18 protein-coding genes, 1 pseudogene and 1 riboswitch are annotated in these 22,479 nt (G+C 71.3%); of the genes and pseudogenes, 6 read left to right on the top strand and 13 right to left on the bottom strand.

Annotated elements, in window-relative coordinates; all coding sequences use genetic code 11:
* Positions 1-4: 4 nt before the first annotated feature.
* Positions 5-2,269 (bottom strand): MFS transporter, encoded by a 2,265-nt coding sequence (locus tag HKD39_RS06515; protein ID WP_212754133.1) that lies wholly within the window; start codon positions 2,267-2,269, stop codon positions 5-7.
* A 312-nt stretch (positions 2,270-2,581) separates the two neighbouring features.
* Between HKD39_RS06515 and HKD39_RS06520 the strand changes: the two genes are divergently transcribed.
* Positions 2,582-2,860, top strand: a complete 279-nt coding sequence (locus tag HKD39_RS06520) for a DUF2530 domain-containing protein (RefSeq protein WP_212754135.1) — start codon at positions 2,582-2,584, stop codon at positions 2,858-2,860.
* Between the two features lie 248 nt (positions 2,861-3,108).
* Here HKD39_RS06520 and HKD39_RS19980 read toward each other — a convergent pair whose 3' ends face one another.
* Positions 3,109-4,455: a DUF3027 domain-containing protein gene (locus HKD39_RS19980; RefSeq protein WP_212754137.1), complete on the bottom strand. Its 1,347-nt coding sequence runs from the start codon at positions 4,453-4,455 to the stop codon at positions 3,109-3,111.
* A 125-nt stretch (positions 4,456-4,580) separates the two neighbouring features.
* Between HKD39_RS19980 and HKD39_RS06530 the strand changes: the two genes are divergently transcribed.
* Positions 4,581-6,917, top strand: coding sequence for an MFS transporter (locus tag HKD39_RS06530; protein ID WP_212754139.1), 2,337 nt, complete (start codon positions 4,581-4,583; stop codon positions 6,915-6,917).
* Positions 6,914-7,531 (top strand): DUF2771 family protein, encoded by a 618-nt coding sequence (locus HKD39_RS06535; RefSeq protein ID WP_171199072.1) that lies wholly within the window; start codon positions 6,914-6,916, stop codon positions 7,529-7,531. The genes HKD39_RS06530 and HKD39_RS06535 overlap by 4 nt, the downstream gene beginning before the upstream one ends.
* A 268-nt stretch (positions 7,532-7,799) precedes the next feature.
* Here the strand turns inward: HKD39_RS06535 and HKD39_RS20365 are convergent, their stop codons facing one another.
* Positions 7,800-8,183: a cold shock domain-containing protein gene (locus HKD39_RS20365; RefSeq protein WP_171199073.1), complete on the bottom strand. Its 384-nt coding sequence runs from the start codon at positions 8,181-8,183 to the stop codon at positions 7,800-7,802.
* A 410-nt stretch (positions 8,184-8,593) separates the two neighbouring features.
* Between HKD39_RS20365 and HKD39_RS06545 the strand changes: the two genes are divergently transcribed.
* Both HKD39_RS06545 and HKD39_RS19985 read left to right on the top strand, forming a co-directional pair.
* A complete protein-coding gene (locus HKD39_RS06545; RefSeq protein WP_171199074.1) occupies positions 8,594-8,899 on the top strand; it encodes a hypothetical protein in 306 nt (101 codons plus the stop codon).
* A gap of 619 nt (positions 8,900-9,518) precedes the next feature.
* A riboswitch (cyclic di-AMP (ydaO/yuaA leader) is annotated at positions 9,519-9,677 on the top strand.
* 27 nt (positions 9,678-9,704) lie between these two features.
* Positions 9,705-10,574, top strand: a complete 870-nt coding sequence (locus HKD39_RS19985; protein ID WP_171199075.1) for a LysM peptidoglycan-binding domain-containing protein — start codon at positions 9,705-9,707, stop codon at positions 10,572-10,574.
* Between the two features lie 352 nt (positions 10,575-10,926).
* On the opposite strand, the gene HKD39_RS06555 is transcribed toward HKD39_RS19985, so the two are convergent.
* The 7 genes and pseudogenes from HKD39_RS06555 to HKD39_RS06590 all read right to left on the bottom strand — a co-directional run bounded on the left by HKD39_RS06555 (position 10,927) and on the right by HKD39_RS06590 (position 19,327).
* Positions 10,927-11,742 (bottom strand): HAD-IIA family hydrolase, encoded by an 816-nt coding sequence (locus tag HKD39_RS06555; RefSeq protein ID WP_171199076.1) that lies wholly within the window; start codon positions 11,740-11,742, stop codon positions 10,927-10,929.
* An 863-nt stretch (positions 11,743-12,605) separates the two neighbouring features.
* On the bottom strand, positions 12,606-14,204 hold the full coding sequence (locus HKD39_RS06560; RefSeq protein ID WP_212754141.1) for an ATP-binding cassette domain-containing protein: 1,599 nt from the start codon (positions 14,202-14,204) through the stop codon (positions 12,606-12,608).
* A gap of 59 nt (positions 14,205-14,263) precedes the next feature.
* Entirely contained in the window at positions 14,264-15,085 is an 822-nt protein-coding gene (locus HKD39_RS06565) for an ABC transporter permease (RefSeq protein WP_171199078.1), read from the bottom strand.
* Positions 15,072-16,007, bottom strand: a complete 936-nt coding sequence (gene modA, locus HKD39_RS06570) for a molybdate ABC transporter substrate-binding protein (RefSeq protein WP_212754143.1) — start codon at positions 16,005-16,007, stop codon at positions 15,072-15,074. The genes HKD39_RS06565 and modA overlap by 14 nt, the downstream gene beginning before the upstream one ends.
* 359 nt (positions 16,008-16,366) lie before the next feature.
* Positions 16,367-16,780 (bottom strand): annotated as a pseudogene (locus HKD39_RS20370) (TOBE domain-containing protein); the annotation flags it as partial.
* A 31-nt stretch (positions 16,781-16,811) separates the two neighbouring features.
* Positions 16,812-18,083 carry an MFS transporter gene (locus HKD39_RS06585; RefSeq protein WP_171199080.1) on the bottom strand — a complete coding sequence of 424 codons (1,272 nt, stop codon included), beginning with the start codon at positions 18,081-18,083 and terminating at the stop codon, positions 16,812-16,814.
* A gap of 497 nt (positions 18,084-18,580) precedes the next feature.
* The gene (locus tag HKD39_RS06590; RefSeq protein ID WP_171199081.1) at positions 18,581-19,327 is read right to left on the bottom strand and encodes a DUF2461 domain-containing protein; all 747 of its coding nucleotides are present in this window, start codon (positions 19,325-19,327) and stop codon (positions 18,581-18,583) included.
* 191 nt (positions 19,328-19,518) lie between these two features.
* Between HKD39_RS06590 and HKD39_RS19990 the strand changes: the two genes are divergently transcribed.
* Positions 19,519-20,679, top strand: a complete 1,161-nt coding sequence (locus HKD39_RS19990; RefSeq protein WP_212754147.1) for a peptidoglycan-binding protein — start codon at positions 19,519-19,521, stop codon at positions 20,677-20,679.
* A 143-nt stretch (positions 20,680-20,822) separates the two neighbouring features.
* On the opposite strand, the gene HKD39_RS06600 is transcribed toward HKD39_RS19990, so the two are convergent.
* The 3 genes from HKD39_RS06600 to HKD39_RS06610 are packed head-to-tail and all read right to left on the bottom strand — an operon-like array spanning position 20,823 to position 22,416.
* Positions 20,823-21,335, bottom strand: coding sequence for a TIGR04338 family metallohydrolase (locus HKD39_RS06600; protein ID WP_171199082.1), 513 nt, complete (start codon positions 21,333-21,335; stop codon positions 20,823-20,825).
* Positions 21,332-21,565 (bottom strand): hypothetical protein, encoded by a 234-nt coding sequence (locus HKD39_RS06605; RefSeq protein WP_171199083.1) that lies wholly within the window; start codon positions 21,563-21,565, stop codon positions 21,332-21,334. The genes HKD39_RS06600 and HKD39_RS06605 overlap by 4 nt, the downstream gene beginning before the upstream one ends.
* The gene (locus tag HKD39_RS06610; protein ID WP_171199084.1) at positions 21,562-22,416 is read right to left on the bottom strand and encodes a DUF2786 domain-containing protein; all 855 of its coding nucleotides are present in this window, start codon (positions 22,414-22,416) and stop codon (positions 21,562-21,564) included. Before HKD39_RS06610 ends, HKD39_RS06605 begins: the two co-directional genes overlap by 4 nt.
* Positions 22,417-22,479 lie beyond the last annotated feature (63 nt).

Here is a 22,479-nt window from a genome sequence, read left to right on the forward strand (position 1 = left end):
CGGATCAGCGCCGGCCGCGCCGGGCACCCGGCCGGCGGGCGATGCGCCGGCCGGCGGACCTGGCACGCCGGGCGGCCCTGACGGCCGGCCGGACGCTGCGCCGCGCCCCGCCGCCGATGCGCTGCAGCGAGTGGGCGACGCTCTCCGACAGATGCTCGTCGTCGTCGCCGTCGACGGCCGCGTTCTGCAGGTGCACATGCGGCACCGGCGCGACCCGGACCTGGAAGCGCACGTCCTTGGTGCGCAGCAACCAGCCGCCGAGCACCAGCGCGGCCCCGGCGGAGAGCACCCCGCCGATCACCAGCGGTGCGCCACCGCCGAAATGTTCGGCGAGCACACCGATCAGCGGCGAATAGAACGGTGCCCCACCGAGAAACGCCAGGGTGTAGATGCCCATCACCCGGCCGCGCATGGACGGTGTGGTGGTGAGCTGCACCATCGAGTTGGCGGCGTTGACGAACGACAGCATCAGCATGCCGGTGGGTATCAGCAGAATCGCCAGCAGCACATACGAGTGCACGAACCCGAGAATCGCCTCGAGAATGCCGAAACCCAGTGCGGTGCCGAGCAACAACCGTTGCCGCGGGATCCGGGACCGGCGCGCGGACAACAGCGCACCCAGCAGCGCCCCGATGGCGATGGCGGTGGACAGCAGCCCGTAGGAGTCGGCATCCAGCCCGAACACGATGCGCGCCACGATGGCCAGCGTCACCTGGAAGTTCATCCCGAAGGTGGCGACCATGAAGACCAGCACCATCACCAGCATCAGGTCGGGACGGCGCAGCACGTACCGCAGACCTTCCCTGGTCTGCCCCTTGCGGCGCGGTGCCGGCGGGCTGCGCCGCAGTTCCGCCGGGTTGATGAGGATCAGGCTGACGATGACGGCGATGTACGACAGGCCGGCGAACGTCATCACCGGGCCGGTGTCGACCGCCGCGATCAGCAACCCGGCGATGGCCGGGCCGACGATGCGAGCACCGTTGAACCCCAACGAGTTCAACGCCACCGCGTTGGTGAGATCGCGGCTGGGTACCAGTTCCGAGACGAACGCCTGCCGCACCGGGCCGTCGAAGGCGGCGGCGATGCCGACCACCAGACAGGCGATGTAGACGTGCATGATGTGCGCCGCATGGGTCCAGGCCAGGATGCCGAGCGTGACCCCGGCGGCGCCGAGCACCACCTGGATCCAGCGCAGCAGCACCCGCTTGTCGACGCGGTCGGCGATGGTGCCGGCCCAGGCGGACAGCAGCAGCGTCGGCCCGAACTGCAGCGCGGTGGCGATGCCGAGCGCGACCGGGTCGTCGTTGGTGAGCTGCAGCACCAGCCAGTCCTGCGCCACCCGGTTCATCCAGGTGCCGGTCTGACAGATGACGTTGCCGGTGAAGTACAGCCGGTAGTTGCGGATCCGCAGCGAACGGAACGTTCCACCGGTGGCGGGCTCGGCCGCCGGCCGATCGTCGCTGTTGGTGCTGCCGGAATCCTTGCGGTCCTTCGCCGCCGGCGGCCCGTCGGCTCGGGTGGCGCGTTCGCTGCCCTGCCCGGCGGATTGATCGATTTGCAATGCACTGCCGTCGGACGCGACAGCGGCCGCCGCTCCCGCGCTAGGCGCTATCACCGGCGATGCGGTGACGATCTCGGCCGGACGGTCGACGACGCCGGCCCTCGCCCGCACCTCGCCGTGGGTGAGCGGGTCGTCCGGCGCGTGCCGTTGGTCAGTGTGCTGTTGGTCCGCGTGCTGGTGGTCGGGGCCGGGCGGTTGCGGGGGCGGCGCCCCCGGCCGGGACGCTGCTGGGTCGGACGCTGTCGTGGCCGCTGTCTTGTTGGCCGCTGTCGTGTCGGGCGCTGTCGTGTTGGGCGCTGTCGGGTTGGGCGCTGCCGGGTTGGACGCCGGGTCGGTCCGTTGTGCGTCGGCGGCCGGGTCGGCCCGTTGATCGTCGCCCGGGCCCGCATCGGCTCGTTGTCCGTCGGGGGGCGCCGGCTCGGACGGGGCAGCGTCGGCCGGCCCTGCGTCGGGCGATGCCGCGCCGGGCGCTTCCGGGTCCGAGTCGCGTTGCAGCGCAAGGCGTTCGCTGGTGCGTGCGGTGCGGCGTTGGGCCGCCGGGGTGTCTCTGCTGGTCCGGCGGCGGGCCGGGCTCGGCTGACGGCGGGGCCGCTCGCCGGCGCCGCGGACGTCGGCCGGATCCCAGGGCTCGTCGGGGTCCGGGTTGTCCGCCGGCACCGGGTGGGTGTCGGCGTCACCGCCGGAGGCCGTCGAAACGTCTTGCGCCACAGCGAGTTTGTCGTCCGGCTGCGGTGTTGGCGGCCGATCGCGGATCGGATCGGGACCGGCCGGTGCCGGTGAAGCTGACGAAGTGGGTAAGGCGGATTCCGAGTCGGGATGCTGACTCGTCTGACTCACCGCCTGCTGATGCGCTGCGCGCTACCGATACCGAAAACCTGCGGTCGTTAGCCTACGACAAAAATCCGCGCCATGGGGAGTCAAGAAGGAACCCGATTTCACGAGTGCCGCCGGCCGGTGCCGGCCGCGCGGCGGCGCCACCGGCACCACCAGCGCGGCCGGGGCGCGGTCTACTATCGCCGGGTGAGCAGTGCCGACGCCCCTCCCCCGCCGATCCCGCCGGTCAAGGCCGGGCTGGCGCATGTGGTGATTCCGGGGACGGCGCTGTGGTTCGCGGGTTTCGTCGTGCTGCTGTTCTTCATCCCGTCGCTGCGGGAAAACGGTGCGATGAACTGGTTGTGGACGTTCCTGTCCGGCTGGGTGCTCGGGCTGATCGGCCTGTCGATCTACGCCTGGCAGCGCTGGGCCGCCCGCCGCGGCACCAGGGGCTCATCGTCCATGGCCCTTGATGAACAGCTCTGACGAACAGCTCTGACGAGCGGCTCGATCCACCCACCACTGACGGTGCCCCGACGGACCCCGAGAGACCCGGACGGACCCCGGAGAGCGGAGCACGACCAGACCTCCTGACCGTCAAGCACTGATCAGGTGCGCTGACCAGGCTGACCAGAAGGACGGCCGGCCCGGCCGCCCTGCCGGAAACAAACTTCAGCAATCAATCTTCTTGGGTCGGTCTTCTCGGGCCAATCTTCTCGGTCAGTCTTCCCGGGTCAGCCTTCTTGGGTGTCGCCGGCTTCGGCGGTATCGGTCCCGCTCGGGCTCAGCTCGGTGACGTCGATCGCACCCAAAGAATCCGCGGTGTACCTGCGGGCCGACCCGCTGTCGGCGTCGGCGTCACCGGACGGATCGGCGTTGCTGGACCGATCGGCGTTGCTGGACCGATCGGCGTTGCTGGACCGATTGGCGTTGCTGGACCGATCAGCGTCGCTGGACCGATCGGCGTCGCTGGACTCACCGGCGCCACCGAGCTCGGCCGGCACAGCGGAGGTGCCGGCGAGCAGCTGCGCCGGCAGGGTCGCCGCGGTCAGCGCCGCCCGCGCCACCCCGGCGAGCAGCTGGGCGTTCCCCGGCGGCGGCAACAACGCCAGCACCTGCTGCAGGCTGACCGCGGCGCCGGCGTCAGCTGCCCGATCGGCGTCCGCATCAGAGGTAGCCGCAGCGCCGGCCGGGCGCGGGTGCACGTCCAACCGTTCTTCGTCCAGCACCGATACCGGCGCCGGCGGCGGCTGGTGGTCGGCAAGCAGCTCGGCAGCGGCCTCGGAATGCGCGCCGCAGCCGTAGCCGACGTCGACCACGTGCCCGTCGGCGGGCGAATACTCGTTGCCGCACACACCGAAACCGGCGCCGAGCGAACCGGCCAGCGGCAGGTAGAACCCGCAGGTGACGCACGGCCCCGGCGACTGCTGTGCCATCTCCGCAGCCGGACCGAACTCGCCCTCGTGCCAGCGCTGCGCCAGATCGGCGCGGCCGTCCCTGGACATCACCCTTGGCCGGCCGAGCCCGAGCTCGGTGGCAACACCGATGAACTCGCTGCGTTCGGAATCCTCGATCGCCGGGTCGTCGGACTGTAGGTAGCCCGGCACCAGACGCTCGTCGTCCGGCTCGGTAGGCAGCAGGGTCCCGGCGCCGAGATCGCCGGGACGCACCCGCTCCTGCCACGGCAGCCACTCCGGCGCCAGCAACGCCTCGGCCCCCGGCAACAGCACCACTTCGCTGACGGTCCACGGTGCGTCCTCGGCAACGCTGGCCAGGATCACCGTCCAGTTCCAGCCCTGATATCCCGGCTGCCGGCTGCCGAACCTGGCGCTCACCGCGACGTCGTCCTCGCGGAGGCTGCCGAGGTAGTCGCCGACGGCGGCGGCGCCGGCGTCAGGGAAATCGCCGCCGGTGCCGGCATCTTCGGCCGCGGCGTCGATCGCGGCCTGCCTGGCCAGCGCGACCACCTCGTCCGGCAACTCGGCGACCCGGTCGAAGCCGGTGCCGGTTGGCGGGGTGTCGTCCTGCATGGTGCCGGTTTGCGCTGTGCCGTTCTGCGCGGTGGTCATCACGTCGGCCATGATGCCGCAGCCCGCGGCGGCGGGCCAAGCTCGGCGGGCGTCTGGCCGGAACCCAGCCGGAAACTCGGCCGGCGATTGTGCCGGGCCGTGTCTTTCGCGGGGTCGCGTGCGGCAGGATAAGCGTCGTGAGCCGCGAGCCGTTCGAACGCCCGCAGCGGGCCGAGCAGCAGCCGTCGCCCGCGCCCACGGCCACCCCGCGGCACCGTCCCGCCGACCCGAGAGTGCGTCCGGAGCGGACGAGCGCGGCCGAGAACCGATCAGCCCGGACCGACGGCGGCCCGGCCGATCCCGCTACGTCGGCCGGGCCCGCTGGACCAGCGGGTGCGGGCGAGTCCGCGGCGCCCGCAGCACACCCGGCGCCCGCAGCTCACCCGGCGCCCTCAGCACATCCGGCGCCCGCCGGCGCGCCGCCCGGCCGCCCGCCGGCGCAGCAGCCGGACCAGCACGACACCGTCAAGCTGCGGCGGGACCGCCGCGCCATGCCCCCCGCCCCGGGCCGGTGGAATCAGCCGGATCCGCGTGCCGTGCCTGGCGGCGGCCAGCTCACACCGTCCGGGGAGGCCGCGGACGCGCCGCCCAGCCGCGGGTACCAGCGGTCGGACCCGACGCGCGCTGATCGCACCCGCTCAGACCGAGCCCGCTCGCACCCGGGCCCGGCAACCCAGGGCCCCACCAACCAGGGCCCCACCAACCAAGGCCCCGCCAACCAAGGCCCCAGCAACCAAGGCCCCGGAATCCGCGGTGCCGCGGCGCCCCGCCGTCCGGCACCGGAACGTCCGGCGCCACAGCGTCCGGCAGCACAGCGTCCGGCACCGTACGAGGACCAGGCACCGGCCACCCAACGCCCGTCCGGCAAGGCGAACCCGCTGCCGCCCTACACGCCGCCGCAGTTGCCGACCGACGGGCAGCCGGGCGTCACCGGCCCGAAGAAGATGACGGTCACCAGGGTCGCCGCGCTGCGCAGCCGGCAACTCACCAACAAGGGCGTCGAGCTGTTCCGCAAGGCGGCGACCGCCGACGGCGCCGACCGGTCGGGGCTCACCCACCTCACCTATGCGGTGATGGCGAACTACGCGATCGACGCCGCGCTGATGGTCGGCCTGGCCAACACCCTGTTCTTCGCGGCCGCCGCCGGCGAGTCCACCGGCAAGGTGCTGCTGTACCTCGTTATTACTGTGGCGCCGTTTGCGGTGATCGCACCGTTCATCGGGCCGCTGCTGGACAAGCTGCAGCACGGCCGCCGGATCGCGCTGGCAGCGTCGGCGTTCGGCCGGGCGCTGCTGGCGATCGTGATGGCGTTCAACTTCGACTCGTGGATGCTGTATCCCTGCGCGCTGCTGGCGATGGTGCTGAGCAAGTCGTTCGGGGTGCTCAAGGCCGCGCTCACCCCCAGGGTGCTGCCCGAGCAGATCACCCTGGTCAAGACCAACTCCCGGTTGACGGTGTTCGGTCTGGCCGCCGGCGGCGTCTCCGGCGCAATTGCCGGCGCGCTGGCCGGGCTGACCAGTTCGGCCGGGGCGCTGCTGTTCACCGCTGCCTGCGCGATTGTCGGCGGGGTGCTGTGCCTGCGCATCCCGGCCTGGGTGGAGTCGACCGACGGCGAGGTGCCGATCCAGCACAGCCAGGTGCTGTACCGCGACCCGGCGGGACACTCCACCACCAGGGTGTTCCCGCCACCGGTGTCGGCGACGCTGTGGGCCAACATGGCCAACCGGATCGAGACCGGTTTCCTCGCGCTGTTCATCGCGTTCGTCGTCAAGACCGAGTACGCCGACACCAGTGGGTTCGGGCAGTTGCTGCTGCTCGGCGCGGTGGGCGCCGCGGCCGGCATCGGCGGGTTCATCGGCAACGGGCTGGGCGCGCAGCTGTCGCTCGGCCAACCGGAGAAGCTGGCGTTCTGGTCGGTCTCGATCGTCGGCGTGACGACGCTGCTGACGGTCGCCATGCCGGGGCTGGCGATGGCCGTGGTGGTCGGGCTGATCGGCTCGGCGTCGTCGTCGTTGGCGAAGGTCTGCCTCGACTCGGTGATCCAGCGCGACCTGCCGGAGGCCAGCCGGGCGTCGGCGTTCGGCCGGAGCGAGTCGGCGCTGCAGCTGGCGTGGGTGTTCGGCGGGGTCGTCGGCCTGCTGCTCGGCGGCGTCGCACAGTTGCACGGCCGCCCGGTGTACATGATCGGTTTCGCGGTGGTGACGGTACTGCTGGCGCTGGCCCTCGTGCAGAGCTACGTCGCCAGGTCGGGACGCTCGCTGCTGCCGGCGGAGGCGCTGCCGTGGCGCCGCCCGGGACGACGCGGCAAGCGGGCGCCCGCGGGTGGCCCGGCCACCACCCCGGACCCCGCTGCTTACCCTCCCGCACCGGCCGGTCCGGCCGCTCCCTCCACCCGGCCGGACACCGCCGCTGAGCAGCCCATCGGGTCCATCCGGCAGCGGAAGCAGCCGCGACGAGCCGGAGACCGCCGATGACGCCGCCCCGCCGCAACCCTTCTGTCGGCCGGCTCCGCTCTGTCGGCGGCATCCGCTCTGTCAGCGGCATCCGCGCTGTCGGCCGGGTCCGCTCTGTCAGCCGGGTCGGCGGGGTCGGCCGGGTCGGCCGGGTCCGGCGGACGCTGGTGGCGCTCGGGCTGCCGCTCGTCCTGCTCGCCGCCGGCTGCACCGCACCGCTGCCCAACATCACCGCGTTCGCCGACGGCGCGCGCGCCGTGGTGCCGCCGACCCTGTGGTGCGTCGCCGATTCGGTGCAGCAGCAACTCAACTGCAGCAAGAACGCGGGCACACCGACCGGTTCGATAGTGGTGCCCCGCGGCGAGGGCGTGTCCATCAACGTGCCGGCCGACGTCGGCGCGGCGCCGTGGGTGGTCCTGTTCGAATACACCAACGCCGATGGCACGCCCGACTCCTACCGCGGCCCGTTGCAGACCGAGCGGCAACTGCAGTACGTGCTGCACCCACCCCAGCCGACCGATCAGATCACCCGGATCGAGGTGCAATCGGGCCTGACGCCGGTCGCCACCGATACCGGCTCCGGCGTCGACTACGCCGCCACCCGCACCTGGTCGATAGCGGTACGCCCGAGCTGACAGCTGCTGCTCGGCAGGTGGCCGGCTTGTCGGCAGTGGGACGCGCGGACGCGGACCTTTGGAGTGCGGGGCGTTTGGAGTGCAGGGCGTTTGGACCGCAGGGCCTTTCGTCCGCAGGGCCTTTGGAGTGCAACGCCGTTAGCTGCAGAGCCTTCGGATCGCAGAGGCGTTAGAGTGCAGGGCCCTTCGATTGCGGCCTTTCGACTGCAGGGCCTTTGGCCTGCGGACCTTCCGCCGCGGCTGTGCACTGCAGCGGTGGTGCCGACGGTCAGTCCAGTTCTTTGGCCACCGCACGCAGCACGTCGGCCACCCTGGTGCCGATCGCGCGGTCCGGGTAGCGGCCGCGCCGCAGTTCCGGCAGCACCTTCGACTCCAATAGCTTGATCATGTCGTCGACCAGCCCGTGCAACTCCTCGGCCGGCCGGCGGGTGGCGTTGCTGACCGACGGCGGGGCCTGCGGCACCACCACCTGCAGCGCCTGCGGGCCGCGGCGGCCGTCGGCGACGCTGAACTCCACCTTCTGGCCCGGTTTCAGCGCCGTCACCCCAGTGGGCAGCACGGACGAGCGGACGTGCACGTCCGGACCGCCCTCCTGGGCGATGAATCCGAAACCCTTCTCGGCGTCGTACCACTTCACACGACCGGTCGGCATCTGCAGCAATTTCCTTCACACGCTCGCGGGCTCTGGCAGCCGCGATCATTGGTATCTGTCTTGGGCCAGCTGTCTTGGGCCAGCTGTCTTGGGCAGGGGCACCGCGCCTCCATGACCCGACGCACCGCCCACCGCCGGACCACCGGCGGGACCGTACGAGCCTACTGGCGCAAGGCCCGCACGTCCGCCGAGTTCTCGGGCAGCGGCCGGCGAAACGCCGATAGCTCCCGAACCTCCCGGGGAACCAATGGCCGGCCCTGGCTGCCTGATCGCTGATGCGGACGGCGTGAACGCCGACGGGGTGGATTGCCGGGCGCTGCGGGCGATCGGCGACGCGGATGGCTTGCCTGGGCTGCGTGATCGCCGACGCGGATGGCTTGCCCGGTACCGCGTCACCTAGCCTGAGAGTCGTGACAGCCTCCAGCGCCGCCGCACCCGACGGCGGTTCCGGCGGTCCCGCCGCGGCGAAGCCGAAGGCGGGGTCGGTACGTCCGAGCCCGCGGCCCTCGGGTCTGCGTCGCGCGCCGCTGACGTTCCGGATCGCCATGGCACTGTTCTTCGTCGGCGGTCTCGCCCTGCTCGCCGCCGCGATCATGTTCGCCTCCGGCGCGCGCGAGCACATCCCCACCTGGCTGTACCTGGCCATCGCGCTGGCGCCCATCGGATTGATCGTCGGGACCTTCTCCATCCGCCGCGCGGGGCTGTCGCTGCGCTGACCGGCCTGGTCTACGTTGCACTGCACGTCCGCGCTGTGCTGCGCTGCGTCGCCCCACCTCCGCTGCACCACTACGCACTGCGTTGCCACGCCTGCATGTCGTCAATCCGGGTCGCGTGACACTCTCGCCCCCAAAAACGGCCTCGACATCGCCACCAGACCCGGATTGACGACACCTCAGCGAACAGACGGCCCCAGCGGAACACGCCGGCCATGCTCTGAGGCAGGCGCGCCGCCGCCGTCAGGTCCGGCATGCTGCTCACGGGCTGTGTTGAGCTCTGCCGATGGAACCTGGTGGAAACCGAGCGACCCTGAGTGACCCAGGCCACAAAACCCTGATCAAACGCCCCAAAACCATTACGCCATTCGAGTGATTTCTAGTTCACAACGCAACCCGCACGATTTCTGCGATCTTGTCTCGGACCCGCCGATGACCTGGCGAAACGCTGGACATATCGGTTCGGTCACGAAAGTTATCGTTCCGTAATCGGTTTGCGGGCCATTTCCCATCGCTGGCGCTCGTACGTATCGTCGTCCCCGGCCCTGGGAACCGCCTTGTGGCCAACTCCCCTGAGAGCGGCGCCGAACGCTGTCCACGCTCTCAGGTACCCGACACAAAGACGCACGGACAGCGGCGGGGGACCCAACGATGTGCGGCGGCAGAGTCTGCCGTCTTGGGGTGAAGCCGGGGCAGCTGACCGGCCGGGCAAAGCCAGCGTGGCCGCGTTCTCGTACCACGGGAGCGCTTCACGTGCCCGAACCCGACAGCTCACTTCGCAGGCGCGGGCATCACGGGAGAGAAGTCAATGACCCGCTACAAGGGCCGTCACCGCAAGCAGTCCACCGCCAAGACCGTCGTCGTGCGTACCGCCGTCGCCAGCGCCTTCATCGGCGGACCGGCCGTCGCCGCAGTCGCCGCCTCGGCGCCCGCGAACGCCGCTCCGATCTCGACCTGGGAAAAGGTTGCCCAGTGCGAGTCGACCAACAACTGGAGCATCAACACCGGCAACGGCTACTACGGTGGCCTGCAGTTCAGCCAGTCGACCTGGGACGCCTTCGGTGGCCAGCAGTACGCTCCGCGCGCTGATCTCGCCTCCAAGGACCAGCAGATCTCCATCGCCGAGAAGACCCTGGCCGGCCAGGGCTGGGGTGCCTGGGCCTGCGCCGACAATGTCGGTGCTTCCGGTTCCCCGGAGAACCGCGACGTGAGCTCCAGCTCCTCGGACTCGGGTTCCAGCTCCAGCAGCTCGGACTCCAGCTCCGACGACAGCAGCTCGTCGGACTCCAGCTCCTCGGACTCGAGCTCCAGCGACTCCAGCTCGGACGACAGCAGCTCCAGCTCCTCGGACTCCAGCTCCAGCGACAGCAGCTCGTCGGACTCCAGCTCCAGCGAGCGCAGCTACTCGTCGAAGAAGAGCCACAACCACGACAGCAGCTCGGATTCCAGCAGCAGCTCGTCGGATTCCAGCTCCTCGAAGAAGAGCTACTCCAACGCCAGCTACACCGGCAAGAGCGCCGAGGGTGCGAACTACACCGTCAAGTCCGGTGACACCCTGTTCAAGATCGCTCGCGCCAACGGCATCGAGGGCGGCTGGGAGGCCATCTACGAGGCCAACAAGAGCGTCATCGCCGATCCCGACTGGATCGAGGTTGGCCAGCAGCTCGTCGTCAAGTAATTGACGCCAAGCCGCTCACCACGGAGTGATGTGATTCGCGGCGGCTGATCGCCGCCCACCGATCACCACAGCGCCCCCGCACCGAACAAGGTGCGGGGGCGTTGTGCTGTGCGCTGCATGCGGTCTGCGCCTGTGGGTTCTGCAGCTGGGTCGACGGGTTCCGCTGGTTCGGCGGGTTCAGGCCGCCGGCCGCCGCCGACGCGGTCTCGGGGCGCGGGCTCGGTGCCGGGACGCAAGACACGGTCGAGGGGCCGCGGGCGCGCGGGACTCGGGGCGCGGACCGCGCCCGCAGCCGGCAACTCCGTCAGGCGCGCAGTCCGGAACCAAGCCGATCGGGGCCGGGCCCGAACGCTCAGACCTGCACGCCGCGCACCGAGAACGGATCTTCCACGTGGCCGATCAGGTCGGCGACCGAGTCGATCACCAACGACGGCCGGAACGGGTACCGCGCGATGGTCTCGACGTTGGAGATGCCGGTGAGCACCAGGATGGTGGCAAGACCCGCCTCAAGGCCGGCGATGATGTCGGTGTCCATCCGGTCGCCGATCATCAAGGTCGACTCCGAGTGCGCGCCGATGCTGCGCAGCGCCGACCGCATCATCAGCGGGTTCGGCTTGCCGACGAAGTAGGGCTTGCGACCGGTCGCCTTCTCGATCAGCGCAGCCACCGCCCCCGCCGCCGGCAGGACGCCGTACCGCGACGGCCCGGTCGGATCCGGGTTGGTGGCAACGAATTTCGCCCCGGCGTCGACCAGCCGGATCGCGGTGGTGAGCGCCTCGAACGAGTAGGTGCGGGTCTCCCCCAGCACCACGTAGTCGGGGTCGCGGTCGGTGATGATGAACCCGGCCTCGTGCAGCGCCGTCGTCAGCCCCACCTCGCCGATGACGAACGCCGTGCCCCCGGGATGCTGAGCCTTCAGGAACTGCGCGGTCGCCATCGCGGAGGTCCAGATCCGGTCCTCGGGAATCACCAGGCCGGTGGCAGCCAACCGGGCGGCCAGGTCGCGTCGGGTGTAGATCGGGTTGTTGGTGACGACCAAGAAGTTGATGTCGTCCTTGGTCAGCTCGGCGATGAACTCGGGCGCGCCTGGCACCGGGTGCTCCTCGTGGATCAGCACCCCGTCCATGTCCATCAGATACGACCACTTGGCCGGGTTCTCGGCCTGCATAGTGGGGTCCGGCTGCGGCGCGGGTTCCGCCCCCGTTTTGCCGGCCGGGTCGGCCGCCTGCTTGCCGGCCGACTGCGTGGCGCTGGGTTCGGCAGCGCTAGGCGCGGTGCCTGCGGGCCGGCTGGACTGCCGAGAGGACGCGGCAACGGGTACAGCCGTGGCTGAACGGGACGTGGTTGATGCGGCCGTGGCTGATCCGGCCGTGGCGGGTCCGGATCCGGCGGGGTCGAAATGGGGGCGCCACAATGCCGACGGTGACGGCGGTGACGGCGGTGACGGCGGAGCGGACGGTGACGACGAGGGGGCAGGCACGAGGCTGATTGTTTCATCCGCGGCGGCCAAGCGGGCGGGCCAATTCCGCGGGAGCCCGCGGACGCGCCCCATGTGTGCGGGGTGCTCGACGACGCGTGATCCGGGCAGCCGCCCGAGCCCCGCGCCTGGACTCGACCAGCACACACCTTTCAGTACGTCACAACCGTTCCAGCCTGCTGCAGCGGTTGTGACGTACTGAAACCGTTGTGCTCGCGGACTTGTTTGTGCTCGCGGACGCTGAGGACGCTCGATGGCCGAGACGCGCCCCCGGATTCCGAGGGCGACGCCCACGATGGACGAGCCGCGCACCCGGACTCCGGGGACGACGCTCACTGGGCTGCCCGGCCGGCAGGCCAGGCCGGGTAATCGGAACCCGAGGACCGAACCGGTTTGCCACCACGAGCACACACCTTTCAGTACGTCACAACCGTTCCAGCCTGCTGCAGCGGTTGTGACGTACTGAAACCGTTGTGCTCGCGGAATTCCGGGACACCGCGACGCCCGAACACCGCGACGCCCCACCGGGACTCCGGGACTCCGGGACTCCGGGACTACAGCGGATAGAGCCGGATCGCCTCGGGGGGCACCGCGACGCTGACCCGGCTGCCGGGCGTCAGGTCTTGCTCCAGCAGTTCGGCAGGCGTCAGGTCGACGGCGAGTTCGCCCGCGGTGGCGAGAGGCTCGCCGGACAGATCCGTCAGCTGCAGGTGCAGCCGGACGCCGGCCGGTCCTGGCACAACGCCGGTGACGACCGCGGGCCACCGGTTTGCCGCCGGGTCCGATCCTGCTGCCTCTGATCCCGCCGGGCCCGATCCCGCTGCCTCTGATCCCGCCGAGTCGGATCCCGCCGAGTCCGATCCTGCTGCGGGTAACCCGGCTGAGTCGGGCGCGACTCCGGTGGGCTCACACGCCTTGCGCCCCAAGATATCTGCCCCCACCGCAGGCGATTCCACAGTGCCCGTCCCCACGGGGCTCGTCTCCGCAGTGCTCGTCCCCACGGTGTCCGTCCCAGCGGTACTCGTCTCAGCAGTGCCCGCTCCCACGGTGTCCGCCCCGACAGTCTCCACCGTGTCCGCGGCGTCCGCAGCCACCGTGGCCGACCCCGACGCAGCGGCCCGCACCGTGACGGCGGCCGGCGCGAAGGCCGCGGCGGCAGAGCCACCCGGATTGGCCGGTCTGGTCCAATGTCCGCGGACGGCGAGCCCCGCCCCCAGCCGGAGCAGGATCGCTCCGCGGTCCGACTCCTGGGTGGTGGCTCTGGCCGTGACGGCTCCGGCAAAAGGTCCGGGCTCGGGGTCCGCGGCGCCGCTTGCCGGGCCGACGCTCGCCCGCGGGGCGCTGGTCAAGCGGCGACCCGAGGGGGTTTCGGAGGCGGCGCCGAGCAGCAGGTTGACACCGGCCAGCGCGGCGGCGAAGGCCGTGGCCGGCTCGGCCAGCACCCGGGCGGCGGGTCCCTCGTCAACGACGGCACCGTCCTGCAGCACCACGATGCGATCGGCCAGCACCGCAGCGTCCAGCACCTGGTGGGTCACCAGCAGCGTGGTCTGCCCGGTCTCGGACAGGTGCCGGCGCAGCAACTGCCGCAACTCGGCCGCGGTCTGCACGTCGGCGGCGGCCAGCGGCTCGTCCAGCAGCAGCAGGTCGGGCTCGGCGGCGAGTGCCCTGGCCAGCGCCACCCGCTGCTGCTGCCCGCCGGACAGCTCCGCCGGCCGGCGCCGGGCGGCGTCCGGCAGGTCGAGGCGGCGCAGCCACTCGTCGGCCAGTTCGGCGGCGCGCCGGCGCGGCACCCGCCGGGCCCGCGGGCCGAACGCCACGTTGTCGGCGACGGACAGGTGCGGGAACAGCAGCGGATCCTGCGTCATGCTGGCGATCCGCCGCCGGGCCATCGGGACAACCAGCCCGCGCGCGCTGTCCAGCAGCTGCCGATCGCCCAGACGGATGCTGCCGATGGCCGGCACGTCTCCGGAAAGAGCTTGCAGCACAGTGGATTTGCCGGCGCCGTTCGGCCCGAGAATGGCCGTGACGGTGCCGGCGGGCACGGTCAGCTCGATGTCGACGTCGAACAGCCGCCGCGGCACCCGCACCCTGGCTACCAGGCCGGCAGCGCCCGGCCGGGTCGCTGCCGCCGAGACACCGTGACCGGTCGGCACCGCGGCACCGATGCTCGTGCTGTCGCCCTGCGGCACAACCGGTTTCGGCCGTCGCACCATCACTGCACCCGGCCGCGCGGGCGGATCAGCAGCAGGACGGCCAGCGCCAGCACCACCAGCAGCACCGCCATCGCGACGGCGGCGTCTTGGCTGGTGCCGCCACCGTTGAAGGCGGTGTAGATGGCCAGCGGCATGGTGCGGGTGACGCCGGCCAGGTTGCCGGCGAACAGCGCCGTCGCCCCGAACTCGCCAAGAGCACGGGCGAAACACAGCGCGGTGGCCGACGCCAGCGCCGGCGCCAGCAGCGGCAGCGTCACCCGGAACAGGATGCGCCAGCGGCCGGCCCCGAGTCCGGCGGCCACCCGCTGGTACCGGCTGCCGGCGCTGCGGGCCGCACCCTCGAGGGTCAGCACCAAGAACGGCAGCGCCACAAAGGTCTGCGCCAGCACCACGGCAACGGTGCTGAACGCCACCCTGATACCGAACCACGATTGCAGATAGCGCCCGGCGAACCCGTTGACTCCCAACAGGTACAGCAGCGCGATGCCGCCGACCAGCGGCGGCAGCACCAGCGGAACGGTGACCAGTGCCCGCAGCAGCCGGGTGCCTGGCCCGGTGCCCCTGGCCAGCGCCAGCGCCAGCGGCACCCCGAGCAGCAGGCAGAGCGCGGTCGCGGCCAGCCCGCAGCGCAGCGACAGCCACAGCGCCGAACGGGCGTCCTGGCCGGCGAGTGCGGCGGGCACCCCCGGCCAGTCGGCCCTGCCGATCAGCGCCGCCAACGGCAGCAGCAGCAGCGCGAGACCGAGCCCGGCGGGCAGCAACGCCCAGCGCGGCAGCGCCGTCGCCGGGTCCGGCGCGCGGCCGCCGTTACGGCTTGCCAAACCCGTAGCGCGCCAACACGTTTTGCCCCTGCGCACTGGTCACCAGCTCGACGAAGGCGGCAGCGCCGGCGGGGTTGGGCGCGTCGTTCAGCGCGACGATCGGGTAGGTGTTGACGGCCGCCGCCGCTTGCGGGAAGTCGACCCCGGCGACCTTGCCGCCGGCGGAGCTGACGTCGGTCTTGTACACCAACCCGGCGTCGGCCTCGCCGGTCTCAATCTTGGTGAGCACCGCTGTGACGTTTTGTTCTTCGCTGACCGGTCGGATGTCGACGCCGGCGGCCTTCTCGGCGGCGCCGGCGGCCGAGCCGCAGGGCACCTCCGGCGCACAGAGCACGGTGGTGAGCTCGCTGGAGGCGAGATCTTTCAGACCAGTGATCTTCTTCGGATTGCCTGGGGCCACGGCGATCTGCAGGGTGTTGCTGGCAAAAGCGACCGGGTCACCGGCCAGCCCGGCGTCGGTGGCCTTTGCCATGTTCTTCTCGTCGGCACTGGCGAAGACGTCAGCGGGGGCGCCGCCCCGCAGTTGCGTCACCAACGTGGAACTGCCGTCGAAGGACAGCCTGACGCTGGCACCTTTATGTTGCTGCTCAAAGGTTTTCGCGAGTTCGGTGAAGCTGGCGGTGAGCGAGGCAGCCGCGTAGACGGTCACAACGCCGGACACCGCAGCGGCACCGCCGGGCGCTGCCTTCGCCGATCCACCCGACCCACCAGCCGAACCAGCCGAGCCACCAGCCGAACCACCCGAACCAACAGCCGATCCAGCGGCCGAACCCGTTGCGCCGGAGGCGGTATCGGTCGCTCCGGACGTCGCAGCGTGCCCGGCGGTGGCGGTGCTGCTCGCGCCGGCGGTGGCGGTCGGGGACTCACCGGACGCAGCATCGCCGCTACCGGCACAACCCACCAGCAGGATGCCGGCCGTCACCCCTGCCAGCAGCCGTCCGCACCGGCCTCCGGCCCACTGCAACTCGGCTGTCCGGTCGCGGCCACGGCCGACATACCCGTCCGCCGTCGCGCGGTGTCTGACCGACATCACGCGCCCCATCCCGCATCCGCCGCGTCCGCGACGTCGGCGTCGGTGCCATCGACCGTTGACCTGCCGGAATCAACACCAGCATCAGCGCCCGAGGTACCGGCACGATCCGCGGCGCCGGCTCCGCCGAGCGCCCCGCGGTCCGCGGACGGTGCGGCAGAAGCGGACGCTGCGCCAGAAGCGGGCTGCGCGGCAGAAGCGGGCGGCGCGACAGAAGCTGGCTGTGCGGCAGAAGCAACATGCGCGGCATGCTCACCAGAGCGCGGCACCTCGACGATCACCGTTGTCGCCTTGACCACGGCCACCGCGATCGAGCCGACCTCGAGTCCGAGGTCGCGAACCGCCTCGGCGGACATCAACGACACCACCCGGTGCGGGCCGCACTGCAGGTCGACCTGGGCCATCACGGTGTCGGCGGTGATGGCGGTGACCAGCCCGACGAACCGGTTCCGGGCCGACCGCGCCACGCCGGTCGGGTCACCGGCCGCGCGGTCGCGCTGCTCGGCCTGCCTGCGGGCGTAGGCGGCCAGTTCCGCGCCGTCCAGCACGGTGGGGCCGGCCGCTCCCGGTACCGGGCTGAGCTGGCCGGCGTCGATCAGTCGACGCACCGTGTCGTCGCTGACACCCAGCAACGACGCCGCCTGGGAGATCCTGATGTGCGTCACAATGCGCATCGTATCTCCGCATCTGCGGAGCTTAGGACGCCGGTGTCGCGGCAGCTTCCGAGTCTGCCGCTGACCCGTTCCGGCCACCGACGGCGGCGCGCGCCGGCAGCGCCGGCGTCCCCACCCACCCGTCAGGCCCGGCGGAACGGAGCTCGCGGCGATCCAGCAACCCGGACACCAGCGCCAGCGACAGCCCGACCAGCGACAACACTGCGCCGACGGCGTTCGGTGCCAGCAGGCCGAAACCGCCGGCGATCACCAGGCCGCCGAGGTAGGCGCCGATCGAGTTGGCGATGTTGAATCCGGACTGCACAGCGGCGGACACCATCGACGGGTTGCCGCCGGCCTTCAGCATCACTCTCGTCTGCACCATCGGGCCGATCATGAAGCCGGCAAACCCGATAGCCACCAACGTCATTGCCGCGCCGACCTTGCTGCCGGCGGTGAACATGAACAGACCGAGCACCACCGCAAGCAGCGCCATCGCGCCGTACATGCTGGGCATCAGTGCCCGGTCGGCCAGCCTGCCGCCGACCAACACACCGGCCGTCATACCGAGGCCGGCCAGCGCCAGCAGCGCGGTGACACTGCTTGGCGCGAAACCGGAGACGTCGGTGAGCATCGGCGCCAGGTAGCTCATGCAGGCGAAGACCCCGCCCAGCCCGAAGGTGACGATAGCCAGCGCCAGCCACACCTGCGGACGGCGGAACGCCGCCAGCTCGCTGCGCAGCCCGGCGCCCTGCGGCCGCGGCATGACCGGAACCCAGCGGGCGATGGCCAGCAGCGCGATGACGCCGATCAGCGCCACCACCGCAAAAGTGGCACGCCAGCCCACCTGCTGCCCGAGCAGCGTGCCCAGCGGCACCCCGACGACGTTCGCCATGGTCAGCCCGACCAGCATCTTGGCGACCGCGCTGGCCTGCTTGCCGGCGCCGGCGAGCCCGGCCGCCACGATGGCGCCCGCCCCGAAGAAGGCGCCGTGCGGCAGCCCGGCCACGAACCGGAACAGCACTCCCCACTCCAGGCTGGGCGCCAGCGCGAACAGCGTGTTGCCGACGACGAACAGCCCCGCCATCGCCAGCAACAACGTCTTGCGCGGCACCCGCGCGCAGGTGGCGGTGATCAGCGGCGCGCCCACCACCACCCCGACGGCGTAGGCGGTGATCAGGTTGCCGGCGGTGGGAATGCTGGCGTTGAAGGTCTCGGCGACCTGCGGCAGCACGCCCATCATCACGAACTCGGTGGTGCCGATGCCGAACGCGGCGATGGCCAGCGCGAGCAGCGCGAACGAGGGGGAACGCATGGGAAAACTCCGGAACGGATCGGCGCTGCGACGGGGCAGCACGGGACGGGCACAGCGACGGCAACAGACGGGCACGGCAGGGTCGCCGACGCGATGACGTCGGCGGGTGGGGCTGATGGGTGTGCTCGTCACTGAGCGTTCCGGCGCAGGGCCGGGATCCGGTCGGGCCGGTGGAAGCGGCCGGCTGGAACGGTCTGCACACGTTCCCGGCGTAGCCGCACACCCATGGTACGGCCCCGCGAAGCACCGGACCAGCGGCATCCCTCGGCATCGGCGCCGGTTCCCGCGGCATCGCCGCCGGTTCCAGCGGCATCGGCGCGGGTCCCGACGACGCACGTGCCGCCAGCGCCCGTCCCAGCGGCACGACGGCGCAGGCGCCGGTCCCAGCGGCATGACGGCATCGGCGCCGGTCCGGACGACGCACGTGCCGCCAGCGCCCGTCCCAGCGGCACGACGGCGCAGGCGCCGGTCCCAGCGGCGAGGCGCGCGCAGCTGAGCTATTGCAACCCGGCGGTGTGCGCCTCGATCCAGTCGATCAGCGGGCGCCCGGCGCGCCAGTCGGCGCGCACTCTGTCGACGAGTTCGCCGGTGTGCAGCACCGGATCGAACCCGTACCCGCGGCCGAGGAAGATCGACTTGTAGCGCAGCAGCTCGATGCGCGGGTGCTCGGCCGAGTAGCCGCGGGGCGTTGTCTTGACCGCGTCACCGGAGACCGTCCAGCCCTGCCGCTCGCGCAACCGCAGCAGCCGCTGCAGTTCGGCGCCGTCCGGCCCGGCGATGCCCTCCCTGATGGCGGCCAGCCATGCGGGCTCGGCGTGGTAGAAGCCCGCTCCGACCCGGAAACCCCTGGCGGAAACCTCGGCGTACCAACCGGTTGCCGGGCCGACCGCGACGAACAAGCCCTGATGGGTTTTGTACGGCGTCTTGTCCTTGGCGAAGCGCACGTCGCGGTACGGCCGGAACAGCTTGGTGGTGCCGAACTCGTCCTGCAGGGCGATGGCCAGCCGCTCCATCGGGTCCCGCACCGCCCGCTGGTACTGCTCGCGGCGGGCCTCCCAGAACGCCTTGGAGTTGTCCTGCTCAAGGTCGTCGTAGAAGTCGAGCGCTTCCTCGGGAATCCCGGCGAAATCGCTCGGAGCGTTGGAAGTCCCGGACCGGCTCGACCCGGGTGCCGCGGCTCCGGCACGTCCGGAGTCCGAGCGCCGGCCGGCGACGGGCGGCGTGGCAGACTTGCGGGGGCTCATGCTGCCCAGCTTGCCAGCGCGCAGCGGCTGCCTTGCCATCTGCTTCTCAACTGCTACCCAGGCGTTTGTGACCGGATCGATACCGAGCACCGCGCAACGAATGCCAGCATGGTTCGTCTCACCATGGTGGACTCCGATTTCGGAGCCCACTTGTCGTGTGTCAGCCCGCCCACTCTCGTTCGGGGGATCTCGTGCGTAGTTCCAAGACCGCTCGCCTTGCCGCCGTCGGCATCTCCGCCGCGTTGCTGGTTGCCTGTTCGTCCGGCACCAACGACGCTGGGTCGTCCGGCGCCCAGCAACCTGCGGCCACCACCAGCACCACGGGAGGCAACACTGACGCCGGTCTCGCCGGTGCCACCACCACCGGCGCCGATGCCCCGGCATCGGGCGGTGCGACGGCGGGCTCGTCCGCCGGTTCCGACGACGCCGCGGGCACGGACGCCGCTGGTTCGACCGCCGCCGGGTCCGCCGCAGGCACGGTCGGCGGCACCGCCGCCACCAGCAAGGCCGCCACCAGCCCGGCCGCGACGGCCTCTACTGCCGCGACCTCCGGCACCGGCGCGTCCGGTACCGCCAGCTCGACCGCAGCCGGGTCCGGCACCGCCGGGTCCGGCACCGCCGGTTCCAGCACCGCGGCGAGCTCTTCGTCCGCCGACGGCTCGACCGGCAGCTCGTCGAGCAGTTCGGCAACCGCCAGCAGCACCCCGCCGCCGAAGCCGACGCTGCTGAAGACCGGCTCGTCCGGCACCGAGGTGCAGCAGTTGCAGCAACAGCTGCTCGACCTTGGCTACTGGCTGGAGACGGCGGACGGCAACTACGGGCAGACCACCCAGCAGGCGGTGATGGCGTACCAGAAGGCGGCGGGCATCCCGGCCGACGGGGTCGCCGGTCCGCAGACGCTGGAGGCGATCAAGCAGCAGGTGCAGCCGCAGCCGCGCACCACGTCCGGCGACGCCATCGAGATCGACCTGCCCAAGCAGCTCATCTACATCGTGCAGGGCGGCGAGCTGAAGTACACGATCAACACCTCAACCGGCACCGGGCAGCCGTACACCCAGGAGGTCGAGGTGGACAACCCGGACGGCACCACCACCAAAGAGGTGGTGAGCGACGTCGCCATCACGCCGACCGGCGAGTACCAGATCCAGCGCGGGATCGACGGCATGCGCAAGAGCAAGCTGGGCAAGCTGTGGCGGCCGCGCTACTTCTACGAGGGCTGGGCCATTCACGGCGCCGAGTACATCCCGAACTACCCGGCCAGCCACGGCTGCGCCCGGATGTCCAACGCGGCCATCGACTTCATCTGGGCCAACGACCTCGCGCCCATCGGCATGAAGGTCTGGGTGTACTGACCCGGTTGAACTGGCCCGGCCGAGTCCACCAACTCGGCGAGAATTATCGGCAGCTCGATTCGCGTTTGTGCAGGTCGACCTGGGCGAACGCGAATCGGCCCGCCGATTTTCCTCTGCTGCCGCCGCCGGGAGCGCCGAAACGCTCAGCGCAGGCCCTGATCGGCGTAGATGACCCTGAGCAGCAGCGCCAGCTGCGGGCCAAGGGCGATCTCGGACAGCTCGATCATGGTGATCCGGAACCGCTGCCCGTGGGCGGTGTGCGCATCGCCGGCGAGGTGGTGCGCCAGCTCGTGCAGCACCACCAGCTCGCGCATCGCCCAGGGTCCGGCGGTGGCGGCATCGCGCTGATCGGGGACGGCGATGACGGCACCGGTGTACTCGTAGTGCGCGCTGCCGGTGCCGCGCCGGCGGCGCACGGTGACCGGCGCGGCCGCCCGTTCCGGCCAGTGGCCGCGCACCGCGGGCAGCGCGAGCACGGTGTCGACGTAGTGCTGCACGGACTCCACCGAGGCGAACCGGCGCTCGGCGGGCAGGTCGATGGTGGAGCCGGCCACCTGAACGGTGCGCTGGGCGCCGGGACGCTCCAGCAGCCGGCGCACCAGTCCCTCGGCCTCGTAGACCCGGCTGCGATCGGCGTCCCTGCCGGGTTGCGTCATCGCGGCAGCGTCATCGGAGAGGACGCGGGAGCCGACACCGGCGGTGCCGCCGACGTCGCGCGTGCCAAGAACAGCCGGGTCGCCAACGGCAGACCTGCCAAGACCAGCCGGGCCGCCTCCTGCGGGGGCGCCAAGAACAGCCGGGCCGCCGACGGCAGACCCGCCAAGACGAACAGCCGGGCGGCCGACGACGGACGTCCCAGCAAGACCGCCGGCGACAACGACGTCACCGCAATGCCTTGCGCTGCCCACCGATCGCGGTGCGACGACCCAGTTGCGCCTGCTTCCCGGCGCGCTTGCCGGCCCGCTGCGACGACTCGGAATAGCCGGCGCTGCTACCCCGCCATGACCCGCGGGCCTGCGAGGTGCGCTGGTAGAAGTCGGTGATCTCAAGCTCTTTCGCCCGCAGCGCCACCGCCACCGAGCTGGACCTGCCCTGAGTTGTTCCAGCCGCAGCATCGACCGGGACGTCCGATCCCCCTGCCGCCTGATCGGTTGCCTGCCGGGCGAGGCGTTGCTCGGCCTCGGATCTCGCCTGCTGGTTGGCGTGCTGCAGCCGGCTGCCGACCTCGACGGCGAAGGCGTTCTGGAAGTTGATGCGGGCGGTGGTGGCGTGCACCGGCCGCTGCACCCACCTGCCCCGGTCGCGGCCCCACACCAGCTCGGCGCGGTGGGTGCCGGACCGCAGGAAGCGCTCGCAGGCCGCCACCATCTGCACCACCAGCGACGAGTACAGCGCCTCGCAGACGTCGATGTCTTCACCGAAGCCGTAGGCGTACACGTAGGTGGAGTTGCGGGCGACGTCGCAGGTGACCTCGTTGGCCCCGGCGATCGCCACGAACAACTGCACGTAGGTGCCGAGGCCGCGTTTGCCTGCCTCGCCGATGCTGATGGTGCGTTGCTCCGGAGTTTTGCGCCGCTCTTTGGCCGCGGTGTGGCTGCGGGCCAGCGCCAGGTCGACCGATTCCAGCGTGGCCAGCCGCTGCGCCGCGGCCATGAACGCCTCGGCCTCGTGCTCGTTGTCGGTGCCCTCGGCCTGCCGCAGCAGCGCCGCGATCCTGCTCAGTGTCTTGTCCGCCATCCTGTCCCCCATTCTGCCTCGCCGGCCCCATCCGCGGCACGGCCCTGTTGCTCTGCACCCTGC

The sequence above is a fragment of the Nakamurella aerolata genome (assembly GCF_013002705.1).
Lineage (GTDB): Bacteria > Actinomycetota > Actinomycetes > Mycobacteriales > Nakamurellaceae > Nakamurella > Nakamurella aerolata.